Origin of the sequence: Sphingomonas sp. Leaf339, from assembly GCF_001426195.1 — a bacterium.
Lineage (GTDB): Bacteria > Pseudomonadota > Alphaproteobacteria > Sphingomonadales > Sphingomonadaceae > Sphingomonas.
Map to the genome: position 1 here is coordinate 1 of NZ_LMRS01000014.1, position 12,194 is coordinate 12,194.

The window sequence follows — 12,194 nt, forward strand, 5'->3', positions numbered from 1 at the left end:
GGTGTCCGCGGCATCGAACGCCTCGACGAGCCGGGAGAAGTCGAGCAGCGAGCGGGTGAGGCGGTCGACTTTGTAGACGACGATGATGTCGATGCGCCGTGTCACGACATCGGCGAGCAGACGCTGTAGGGCAGGGCGGGCCAGCGTCCCACCGGAGATACCGCCATCGTCATAGCGGTCAGGGATCAGCGTCCAGCCTTCGCTTGCCTGGCTGAGGATATAAGCGGCACAGGATTCGCGTTGCGCATCGAGGCTGTTGAAGTCCTGCTCGAGCCCCTCCTCGCTCGACTTCCTGGTGTAGATCGCACAGCGCACCGTCTTCATGCGGCCGCTCCTGCCGCTGATGCCGCTGCCGCCGCTGTTGCCGATCGTGACGCACGCCCGGTTCGCTCGGCCGCAACCGCCACCTTGGTCTTCAGCCCGAAAAAGGCCGGCCCCGACCAGCGGGTGCCGGTGATCGCGCGGGCGACCTCGCTCAGCGAGGCGTAACAGCGCTCCTCCCAGCGAATGACCTGATCCTCGCCGATGGTGACGACATGGGCACGGCCCTGCCACTCGCGGACCAGCCGCATGCCCGCACGGGGCGCTGCGGTTCGGGAGCTGCCGCGGGCGAGCTGGTCGAGGCTGCGCGTCGTCGCCCGCGACAGCCCGCCAAGCTTGCGCGCCTGGATTTCCCAGGCCAGCGCCAGGCGCAGCAGCCTGGGGCTGATCCGCGGCACTGGCGTGGCGGTCAGCCTGACCCATGCCTCGCGCAGCGCTGCCGACGACATATCCTCCAGAGCCGCCACCTCGGCTTCAATCCGGCTCATGCGGCGGCACCGATGGTGTAGCAGGTGGCGCCACCGCGCGTGCCACGCACGATGCGGTGGCCCTTCTTGCGCAACCCGGTCAGCGCGGCCCGGGTGGTATGCGGCAGCCAGCCGGTCGCTGAGATGAGCTCGGGCAGCGTGGCGCCGCCGTTGCGCTCCAGCAGGGCGACAACGCTGGCAGACTTGGTGGCCCGCGCAGCCGGATTAGCAGCAACAACAGGCGTAGCGGCATAACCACCACCAGCGTCAGTGCCGCCCTCCGCATTATCCGGCACCTCAGCCTCGATACCGATCGCGGCCAACCCGGGTGCCGTCACGAAGACGCCGTAGCGGAGGTCGCCATCGACCCGGCTGACCGCTGTGTGATCGCTGGTTTCACGTTCCTCAGCGAACCCTTGCTTTACCAGCGCCGCGATCGACTTCTCCGTGCTGGCCGCTTTTGCCGCCAGCGTATCGGGCAGGGGGAGGACGCTGCCACCGTCGCGCTGGGCGGCGGAGGCAAGCAGGATCAATTGGGTGTCGGAGAGCTTTGGCATGATGGTGACCTCGCAAGGTTGTGCGAAGCGGCATCAGTGCCGCTTCGCACAACCTACAGCCCTGTCGGTCGCACCGATCAGGGCTACGCCCGCGCATCTCATGCCAAGGCGAGTCGCTCACCGCTGTCGCTCTGGTGCAGCGCGAAGTCCAGTCAGCCGACGCCGCTCGATCAGCTGCATCAGGCCTTGATGCATGAGTGAACGGCTAGACCGATTCACTTAAATTGGTGTCTGCGAAATCGGCACCAGCTCAGTCGGCTTATCGATCGGTTTGGAGCATACGGCCCTTGTCGGTCTCGCCGGCGTACCCGCAAAAATATATAGTACAAGAATTACTCGTTTGGCTTCGCTTGATCATCACCTTGATAAAGGTCGGCTTAGGGGAAGTTGGCACCGCAGAATATGTGAGCCTTTGGTGACGCCTGACCGCGCTGGGGACACAACGTCCGCGAACGTTCACCACGGCACGAAATAACTTTGACGGCCGCTTAGACGCACCGACTGCCAATCACAGCCAGTCTGACCTGGATGAAACATCGGTGTCGAAACATCGATATGCAAAAGATCTTCATCTCGCGGCGCAGGCCGTCCCTAAAGATGACCTACATCCGCTGGCAGCACCAACCAAAACCCAAACCACGCATGAAAACGAATATCGCTAATAAAAGTAGTTGTAATACATCTGGGAGAAAGGTATCAGTAGCCATCGTTAGGATCGTAGCCCGGCTGATCAAATGCCGAGCACGACGACAGGGCGGAGGGTAAGCATGATGTTTCGAAGTGCGTTGCGCGGATCGTGGTTGGCGGCGGTCTCAGTCGCAGCCTTGGCATCGCCTGCCGCCGCCCAGACTCAGTCGCTAGACCCGGCGACGCCCAGTACCTCGCAAACCGACCGCACCGTAGTTCCAGTGGCCGGCGACGATCCCAATGCCGTCGATACCGTTCGCGCCAGTGAGGCTTCGTCACCGCCACAGGAGCAGCAGGCAGTCGACAGCGATATCGTGGTTACAGGTATCCGGCAGAGCTATGCCAATGCACTTGCCACAAAGCGGAATGCGGTAGGAGTTACCGATGGCATCTCGTCAGATGGCATTGGCCGGTTCCCCGATCTAAACGTCGGTGAAGCGCTGCAGCGCATTCCTGGTGTGCAGATAAACCGGGAAGCAGAGAGCCGCGACGCGACCATCAATCTGCGTGGCTTGCCTGGCACCTATGCTCGCACGACGTTCAATGGCAACACCTTCGCTGACCCCATCCTCGACGGATCAAGTCCTTTAGGAGCCTTCGAATCCGACATCTTCAGCGCCTTTGTCATCGTCAAATCGCCGTCGGCCGCAGATCAGTCCGGCGGCATCAGCGGCAATGTCGATTTGCAAATTCAGCGTGCATTGGCGCGCAAGGATGGAGCCTTCTCCGCGAAGCTGATGGGCGGGTACGAGGAACTGACCGACAAATTTAATCCAGGTGGCAGCGCATCATACTCCAAGCATTTTCTTAACCATACGCTTGGATTCTATGTAACAGGTGCATACTCGAAACAAAACTTTCGCCGTGATTCGATAAGTTTCAATCAGTATACGCCGCTGTCGGCTACCACCACTCCGAACTATACGGCCCGCTTTGGGACGGGCAGCGTGCTGATCCCTTCGGATATTCGTCAATTCACTAAGACGAATAAGGGCGACCGTTTCTCGATGGCATCCGGCGTTGAGTGGGCGGCGACAGACCGGCTGACCTTTGGTTTGAACGGCATATATACTCAGCGGAATTACAAAGACGCCACCACGCTGCTTAGCGAATACGATGTGCGTGACGCCAGAGCCGTGGTGAACCCCACCGGCGAGACGTTCAAGCTGGACGACGGCAACACTTACATCAACCGGTACGATTTCCGGAACGCAAGTGTGTTTGGTTCGAGCCGGTCTGAGCCTTCGATGGTTCGCGCACTCGGGCTTTATGGTGATATTGGCTATAAGTCGGATGATCTGCGTATCCTGAACACCTTCTCTTTTTCTGATGCGCGTAATTCGGTTGTCCAGACCCAGTTCGACTATCGCAAGCTGCCAAGTGCAACAGGAAATGGCATCAGTGGATCAATCGCGTCGGGTGGTCGTGATATCAGTGACTATGCCGCGTCGATCACGCCGAGCCCGGCAATTACATACACCCCCGGACCATGGTCGGTGATCAGCGCGAACGAGTTGCGTAACCCGCAAGGAGACGTTTTTATCGTCGCAGGCAGTGAAGGTGTCGCAAAAAACCGACTCTACGCTGGCCAGTCCGACGTCGAACGGTATTTCACAAGTGATTTCATCAAAAGCGTTCAGGTCGGCGTTCGTGCCGAGCAAACAAAGTTTAGCTCGCAACAGTTCCGTTCCACCGTATTTGGCGTGCAAAGTCAGAACATTAGCCAAAGCCTAATTATCAACAGCCCATTTGCCAACGATTTCTTCGGCAAGAAGGTGGCAGGCTATAACAGCAACTGGCAGGTTGTGGATATTGCCGCTGCCAACGCCGCCCTCAAGCCTGTCACGGTGGGGCCAGGGCAAACGTTGACCGCCAATGGCTACATCAACAACACGGCCGACGGTGGCGTCGGACAGCTCAACTTTGACCTCAACAACGATATTATCTCGACCTACGGCATGGCCAAGCTTGAGGGCCAATTGGGAGGTATCCGTCTGCGCTCTAACATCGGGCTGCGGTACGAGCACACCCGCAACGAGACCGTTTCTACACAGTATCTACTCGGTGCACCCACAACGGTGCGGCAAATCAAAAAGTACGGTGAGTGGATGCCATCTGCATTGATTGCCGCTGACCTCACCGAGAAACTAGTGCTACGTGGTGCCTATTATAGGTCGTTCGTTCGGCCGCAGCCGCGCCAGGTTTCGCCATCCACCGTCATCTCCGGCAGCGGCGCGTCATTCAACGTCGCGCTGGGAAATACTGATATCGAGCCGTTCACGGCAGACTCGTTCGACGTTTCACTCGAATTTTACAACAGACCGGGCGGCAACGTTTCGCTAGCTGTCTTTTCGAAGCGGATCTCAGGCCTGATCGGTCCGATCACCGATCGCTCGTTGCTATGCCCGACAGATGGCGGCAGCTTTGGTCTCGGTCCTCTTCGGCTGGTCGGCGACTCCTGCCAATCCACAACGCGCGTGTTTAACGGGCAGCCGGTACAGGTCGTGGTCTCGGGCAACGTCAATGCCTCCAGCCCTGTAACGGTGCGCGGCCTCGAGTTTTCCGTGCAGCAGAACCTGGATTTTCTACCTGGTGTTCTTTCTGGACTCGGGGGCGCATTTAATTACTCGCTAACCGATGTGAGCGGAACTGCCAGCAATGGTACCGAGGCGATACTTCCAGGTGTTTCACGCCATACTGCCAATTTCATCGGCTATTACGAAGCGAAGCAGTTCGGCGTGCGGGTCACGTACAACTATCGTAGCAAGTATGATCTTGCAGCGGGCGGCTCTTTTGCCGGCGCAGCGCGGCAGGTAAAGCAACGTGGTCAGCTTGATGCATCGGGGTCGATCAACATCGCGGACAACATCTCGCTGACCGCCGACGCGTTCAATCTTACAAATGCTGAGCGCATTGAATTTGAGAATAGCGAACTAAAGCCACGTCGCGCTGATTTTGATGGCCGGACGTATCAGGTTGGCGTTCGCGTTGCCTTTTGACGAGGAACGATAACGTGGTCTTTCGCCTCTTCGCACCCCTCCCCCTCTCCGCCCTGGCGCTTGTCGCCGGGGCGGCTTTTTATCCTGATCGCCCAGCGTTCGGTGCGCCGGTAGTGCCAGCGCCCTACGCAGTTTCCGCAATAGACCGCGTTTGGTCGAGCCACCGCGTAGGCTACGCGATGGTCGTCACTGACGCGGCGGTCATCGTCGCCTATTATGACGCCAACCGCCAGTTGACGGTCGCGTCTCGTCCGCGTGCGGCTCCAGCTTGGGTGTATCATAAACTCGACAGCTGGACCGGATGGGATAGCCACAACTATATCGCGATGTCGCTCGACAGCCTGGGCCAGATCCACATCGTTGCCAATCTGCACGGGGATCCGCTTGTCTATTATCGCAGCACGCAAGCAGGCGACGTTCGCACGCTGGCGCGGGTGTCGATGATGGTCGAAACCGCAGCCGAACGACGCATGACGTATCCGATCTTCCTGCGCGATGCGGGTGGGCGACTGATCATGAAGTACCGGGATGGGCAGAGCGGCAACGGCAACGAAGTCTACAACGTTTATGACGCCGCTACGCGCAGCTGGAAGCACCTGCTGTCGACGCCACTCACTGATGGCGAAGGGCACCGGAATGCATATTTTGTCGGCCCGCGACTTGGTCCGGACGGTTGGTTTCATCTAGCATGGGTCTGGCGTGAGAGCCCGATGGCCGAATCCAATCACGATCTCTCCTATGCCAAAAGTAGAGATTTGGTTCACTGGGTCCGTGCCGATGGCTCGCCACTGACGTTGCCAATCAGACTGGCAAGCGCTGAGATCGTCGATGCGGTGCCGGTCGAAGGCGGGATGATCAACAACAACACCGTGATAGGGTTCGACCCCGCCGGTCATACGATGATTACTTATCACAAGTTTGACGCGGCGGGAAACACGCAGATCTTCGTCGCTCGATGGGAAGGTACGAGATGGCGGATCGCTCAGATCAGCGATTGGCGGGGTTTCCGTTGGGATTTTCGGGGCGGCGGTTCGCTTGATAGCCGACTGTCCGTGCGCGGGCCGGAACCGGTCGGGAAAGATCGTGTCCGTGTCGACGTCGTTCGCGACGGTAAGCCGATCAGCTTCCTGGCCGATGCCGCCTCATTGAAGCGTGTTGAGGAGCGCCCCGGAGATCGACTGGCTGATCGCCTTCGGGATCAGATTCCTGTGCTGCCTGGCATGATCCTCAATACACTGGAGGACAGTGGAAACAGTGGCATCGCCTTGGCTTGGCCCACCCGTCCGGCGCATCGCGACCTACCTGACGAGGACATCGCCGAACCGACGGTGCTGCGCCTGATCGAACCACAGCGTTGAGCGAGGCGCTGGCAGCATTGCCAGAAGCAGATCGATAGCGCTGCTCGTCGCCGTATCGCAGCATCAGGTTGGAGGGTGTGATCTAAGAAATCATCCTCCTGAAAACTCAAAACCCGTTCGTGGTGGAGAAAGATTATGACCGATCATACAGGGCTGCGGATAAGCCGCCGCACCTTCATCGGCTCCGGTTCGATTGCTGGCCTGACAACTGTCATCCCCGTGAACGCAGTGCTGGCCGAACCGCAACGGGTCAGCCCCGGCGCCTTGAATTCCACCCTGCGCTACATCCCGACGCCAGAAGGCATCGTGACACGCGGGGGGCGGCGCTTCGGCAACAGGCCGCTATATGGGGATCATGGTCCGTTTACACTGATGGCGGGCGATCGACCGCTATTGCGATTGATGGGGCCTCCCCGGCCGCTGGGGGTTCTGTTAGTCGGCTGGCGTGCCGGCAATCGGATAGCCTGGCTGCACGATTTCGCTAAGATCGAGTCGACTTACTCGGCGGGGCTGATGCGCTGGACGGCGCGTGATCCCCGATTTCCAGATACGATCGTCGAACTAGAAGCATTGACACTGTCCGGTCGCGACGGCGCGATATTACGGCTCACGGCGACCGGCAGCCTCAAGGCTGCCGAAACGGTGCTGATGCACGGTGCGCTGATGAACGTGAACCATCCCAATCTGCTGTGGGCTGCTGATCCCGGACTTCATCCGTCGGTGCAGGCGACCGCCAGCAATCATCAAAATGATGGGGGCATCCCGCCAGGACTGAACGAGCTTGAGGAGCCGTTCCGGCCGAGTAACGCCGATGGCAACCGGATTACCCTGATCGACAGCCACGGCTTTGAGGCGTCGAGCACCCTGACCGGAGCCGGAACCCGTCTAACTACCAGCCGATCCGGTCGGTTCGTCGCCTGCAATGCCGATGCATGGGCGGATCCAAACGCGCTGCTTGAATCAAAGCCCGGTACGCGTCCGATCGGGGTGGGAACGGTAGCGATGACATCCGAACCGTTGTTTCTCGCGATCGAACCGACGAAGCCCGGCGCTGCGCCGAGCGGCGTACCGACCGCAGGATCACCGACCCTCGCGGTTGCCGCTGATAAGCCGATGCCAACAAGACTTGCTCCCGATGCCCTCGCCACGGCATTTGGCACGGCACAGGCACGGGTGGCGGCGATCGCCCGACGCGTTGTCATCCGCACCCCCGACGCACAGCTTGACGCGATGCTGCCAGCGGCCGCGGCGGTCATCAACGCGACGTTCTACGATCCCCAGATCGTGCATGGAGCGATGGCTTGGAACGTCCCGCTGATAGGATGGCGCAGCTTTTATGGATCGACGTGCCTTGGCTGGCATGATCGACTACTGACGGTCGCGCGGTATTACCTTCCAACCCAGAAGACGAGCGGACCTACCGCTATCCGACAGGATCCCAGGCGTCGGCTTTCCATGCCGGCGGAAGACAGTCGTTTCTACGGTCGCGGCCACGTCGCGAAAGACCAGAACTTTTACAACATGCAGGCCGTCTTCTTCGACCAGCTGATCCACGCCTGGCACGCTTCGGGCAATACCGAATTGGAGCGATTGCTGCGGCCGGCTCTTGATCTCCACATCGAGTGGATGACCGACTGCTTCGATCCTGATGGCGATGGACTCTACGAAAGCTTCTTGGACACCTGGGCGAGCGACTCAATGTGGTACAATGGCGGGGCTACGCCATATGCCTCGGCATACGCCTGCCGGGCATGCGATACCGCAGCGCTGCTTGCGCAGCGTGCGGGGGATGTCGACGCGGCCATCGCCCACCGCGCGAAAGCGACGAAGATCCGCACCGCGATAAAGGACCGTCTTTGGAACGGGGCGCGGGGATGTGTCGGCGAATATATTGAAGCACTCGGCTCGCGACGGCGACACGACGACACCAGCCTGTATTCCGTGGCGATCCCGATCGACTGCGGCGCGGTGACGGCCGACATGGCACTGCAGATGATCGACTACACCCGTTGGGGGCTCGAGCGCGTGCCGCTGCCCGCAGGGGGAGAGCAATGCTATACGTCAAACTTCGTTCCGCATGTCTGGTCGGTACGCGAAGCCGATACGGCGGATACGCTTCACCTTGCTCTCGCCGCCTGGCAGGCAGGCGTTGACGACGACGCTTGGTCGCTCTTCCAGGGCGGATTTCGCCAGTCGGGCTTTGCATCGGCGACGCCGGGCGCGATCATGTGCGAACCTCCCGGCAAGAAGTACGCCTCGGTAGATTTTTCAGATTCCACGAACATGTTCGTTCGAGCGACGATCGAGGGCTTGTTCGGATATCGCGCAGATCGCGCACAGGGTATCGTGGCGATCACGCCGCGCTTTCCTGCGGATTGGGACCATGCGGCACTTGATCATCCCGATGTCGGCCTGTCCTTCGAGCGAAAAGACGGTGTCGATGTGTACACAGTAGTTTTGCCTCAGCCGGCCCAGGTGACATTGGCCGTCCCGGTTCGCTCGATACGGAAGATCAACTCAAGTAGCCGTCAGGCAGGTCGATTGGAGGCGGGGATTGGCGCACCCCGGTTCGTCTCAGCCTCGCCCGGACCGGTATCCCGATGGAGCGTAGAGGTGCCCCACGACGGCAACTTCGCCGGAACCATCGGCAGCGATAAGGAGGTGCAGTCTGGTGGCCGCGAACCGCTGGTGCTTTCGGCCGTGGGAGGCCGCATCGTCCGCTTCGAAGATCCGCAACAGGTGTTTCAGTCCGCCGAGATCAAAAAGGGCGTTATCGTCGGATCGATACGCGCCAGTGTTACCGGCCACCATTTGGTGGTGGCCGAGGTGGAGAGTGGGGCAGCGCGTTGGCGTCAGATGCTTCGATTGAATATTAAGGGTGCCACAGCTCCCGCTCAAGCAATTCCACCTGCTGAGGCTTGGACCGCAATACCTCTGGCGCTCGATGCGGATCTATCGAAGATTTACTCGCATAAGTACCTATCTCCTCGACCTGACGCCATTTCAGCTCAAATCGGAGATGATGGCTACTCGGCGTGGACAGCGACATTCTGGGACGTGAGCGCTCCACCGGTAGGCACGGCACTGATCCCAAAGAACGGCCGAATGACCGCCTCGAATGGCGTGCCGTTCACGCTCAGCCCCAACTCAAAGAACATCGCTTTCACCAGTTTCTGGGACAATTGGCCCACTAAACGCACCTTTTCTGTCGACCGTGCCGGCACGAGTATCGCTCTGCTGTTATCAGGCACAACCAATCAGATGCAGACCGGTATCGCCAACGGTCAGGTCATTCTGCGTTACAGTGACGGTGTTGAGGAGCGTCATGATATCCATCATCCCAAAGACTTCTGGGATGTAGCAGGCGACTATAACTACCCGATCGACGGCTTCTCATTGCCGAAAACTCCGCCGCCGACCCTTCAACTAGACAAAGGCAGCAGGGCGGTCGCGATGGTTCTCCCTCTTCGCTCAGGATGCAAACTGCGCGAAGTGGAGCTGGAAACCCTATCGATGGAGGTCATCATCGGGCTCATGGCGCTCTCGATCGCGTAGACCTGCGGATCTCGGCAGCAGAGTTGAGGCGTCCGACCCATCGCGGGGCTAAACGAATGAATGGTGCTGGGCATTGTTCATAGCATCCGCGTGCGCTGATGAGACGTCCGTATTGCGCAATCTGGCGAGAAGAACGGTCCCTGACGTTCGCGTCATATGCCGGCCATGCAGGTAGATGGGTACGGCATTCTCATATAAAATAGTGTGCCGATACTGGCTCTGTGGCAAGTTGCGCGCCGCATCCGGCCAGTCGGCATAGGCCGTGCGCAGTAGAACCACTGGCCAATCGCTTCCCTGGAACAGCCGATCTGGTTGACAGTGCTACGGCTGCTCTACCCTTGGATTGCAAATCGCGCGACTGGCAGCCCGCGGCTGCTTACGTCACTAGGCTTGATAGCTTGCACCTTGCCTCGGCAAGGGCGGCGAGGCTAGGCAACCATCTTTTGTTGAGCGAAGTGACGTGGAATAGGCAGGCCATGACGGAAATGAAGGCTAAAGCTCGACCCGAATATGCTGCTCCAGCACTGGAACGCGCCCTGGACATCTTGGAACTGCTCGCCACGCGTGGGGAGGAGCTGACGATCAGCGAGATCGGCCAAGGTCTTGGCCGATCGATCGGCGAAGTGTTCCGTATCACGGTCGTGATGGAGCGGCGGGGATGGCTGACGAAGAACCTGCAAAGCGACAAGTACGGTATAACGTACAAGATGCTCGACGTTGCCTTCCGCGGCACACGGGCCCAGGGTCTGGCGAACGTCGCGGCTCCGGTGATGCAAGCATTGTCTGACATTGCAAATCAGTCGTCACACCTTGTCATCCGAGTGAACGGGGCGGGTTTGGTCATTCATCGTCAAGAAAACGCCGGGCCAGCAGGATTCGCGATGCGGACCGGTTCTGTGATCGACATTGTCACGAGTTGTTCAGGGCAGGTACTATTAGCATTTAAAAAAGGTACGGACCATAAAGAAGTAGTTGCTAATCTTGGTCTTGAGAGTCAGAGGGCTGAAGCATTAATAGCGCGCTTGGCACATGTACGAGCACAAGGTTATCAAATGCAGCCAAGCGCGAGAACTGCGGGCGTTACCGATATTAGCGTTCCCGTATTTGACTTCGGTGGGGACGTGGCAGCTGCTTTAACGATACCATATCTAGTGATGATTGATGGATCGCAAACTATTGGCATAAAGGAGGCTCGCGATCATCTTCTAACCGCTGGTGATAAGATATCGAAGCTTCTCGGCGCCAGATGACGGCTAAGGGCTCTGTCAGCCCGGCTCCGTCAAATCAAATGCACTGGCTGACCGGCGCAGTGGGCGTTGTCAGACCAACGTGGTAGGCGGGGCGGGGGGATGATACCGGCCGTGGATGAGCCGAAAATCGAGGGCACTGCCGCCTAGCCCGTTCCGCCGTTTCAACTCGTCGCCGGAGGTGATCCGGCTCGTGGTCATGATGTACGTCCGATTTCCGCTGTCGCTGCGCAACGTCGAGGACCTGTTGTTCGAGCGGGGTATCGACGTCTGTCACGAGACGGTGCGGATGTGGTGGAACAGGTTCGGTCCGATGTTCGCCGGCGATATCCGCCGGCAGCGGGTAGGCGCAATGCGGGGCTTTCGCCACTGGCGCTGGCACCTCGACGAGATGTACGTGAAGCTTAACGGCGAGATGGTGTACCTTTGGCGGGCGGTCGACCAGGAGGGTGAGATCCTCGAAAGCTACATCACCAAGACCAGGGATAAGGGGGCAGCGCTCACCTTCATGAAGAAGGCGCTGAAGCGTCATGGCAGGCCCGAGACTATCACCACTGACGGACTGCGCTCGTACGGTGCCGCCATGAGGGAACTCGACAACGCCGAGAAGCAGGAGGTCGGGCGGTGGGCCAATAACCGGGTTGAGAACAGCCACCTGTCGTTCCGACGACGGGAGCGCGCTATGTTGCGTTTCAGGCGAATGAAGACGTTACAGAAATTCGCCTCGGTGCACGCCAACGTCCACAACCACTTCAATCTCGAACGCCACCTTGTCGACCGCCAGATCTACAAGGACCGCCGTTCCGCTGCGCTGGCGGAATGGCAAATCCTCGCAAGTTAGCCCGCTGCGTTCAAAGCCCGAATTGCATCGTATGGAGAGCGGTTCGCATTAGACTGACAGCACCCAATGGCTGCTTGGCGACCGTGGTTATGACGCCGATTGGTTCAGGGACGCCCTGGAAGCCAAGGGCATCCAGCCCTGCATCCCGGGCCGCAGATCGCG

At 59.4% G+C, this 12,194-nt stretch carries 8 protein-coding genes and 1 pseudogene; 6 read left to right on the top strand and 3 right to left on the bottom strand.

From position 1 onward, the window contains the following. The 3 genes from ASG67_RS09950 to ASG67_RS09960 form a co-directional block, all read right to left on the bottom strand. Positions 1-324: recombinase family protein (locus tag ASG67_RS09950; RefSeq protein WP_162244341.1), on the bottom strand; the 324-nt coding region annotated here is incomplete at its 3' end. Beyond that, the gene (locus ASG67_RS09955; RefSeq protein ID WP_082543432.1) at positions 321-809 is read right to left on the bottom strand and encodes a DUF2924 domain-containing protein; all 489 of its coding nucleotides are present in this window, start codon (positions 807-809) and stop codon (positions 321-323) included. The genes ASG67_RS09955 and ASG67_RS09950, both read right to left, overlap by 4 nt. Then, complete coding sequence (locus tag ASG67_RS09960; protein ID WP_056529313.1) at positions 806-1,345, bottom strand: DUF3489 domain-containing protein; 540 nt, start codon at positions 1,343-1,345, stop codon at positions 806-808. The genes ASG67_RS09955 and ASG67_RS09960 overlap by 4 nt, the downstream gene beginning before the upstream one ends. Positions 1,346-2,112: 767 nt before the next feature. Here ASG67_RS09960 and ASG67_RS09965 point away from each other — a divergent pair. The 6 genes and pseudogenes from ASG67_RS09965 to ASG67_RS18855 form a co-directional block, all read left to right on the top strand. Continuing rightward, positions 2,113-5,031, top strand: a complete 2,919-nt coding sequence (locus ASG67_RS09965) for a TonB-dependent receptor (RefSeq protein WP_235535149.1) — start codon at positions 2,113-2,115, stop codon at positions 5,029-5,031. A 179-nt stretch (positions 5,032-5,210) separates the two neighbouring features. After that, on the top strand, positions 5,211-6,389 hold the full coding sequence (locus ASG67_RS09970; RefSeq protein WP_056529320.1) for a BNR repeat-containing protein: 1,179 nt from the start codon (positions 5,211-5,213) through the stop codon (positions 6,387-6,389). A gap of 135 nt (positions 6,390-6,524) precedes the next feature. After that, on the top strand, positions 6,525-9,944 hold the full coding sequence (locus ASG67_RS09975) for a DUF4450 domain-containing protein (protein ID WP_056529322.1): 3,420 nt from the start codon (positions 6,525-6,527) through the stop codon (positions 9,942-9,944). A gap of 476 nt (positions 9,945-10,420) precedes the next feature. Then, positions 10,421-11,194, top strand: a complete 774-nt coding sequence (locus ASG67_RS09980; RefSeq protein WP_056529326.1) for an IclR family transcriptional regulator — start codon at positions 10,421-10,423, stop codon at positions 11,192-11,194. 115 nt (positions 11,195-11,309) lie between these two features. Further along, positions 11,310-12,032, top strand: coding sequence for an IS6 family transposase (locus ASG67_RS09985; RefSeq protein ID WP_056529325.1), 723 nt, complete (start codon positions 11,310-11,312; stop codon positions 12,030-12,032). A 64-nt stretch (positions 12,033-12,096) separates the two neighbouring features. Continuing rightward, a pseudogene (locus tag ASG67_RS18855) lies at positions 12,097-12,194 on the top strand (IS5/IS1182 family transposase); the annotation flags it as partial.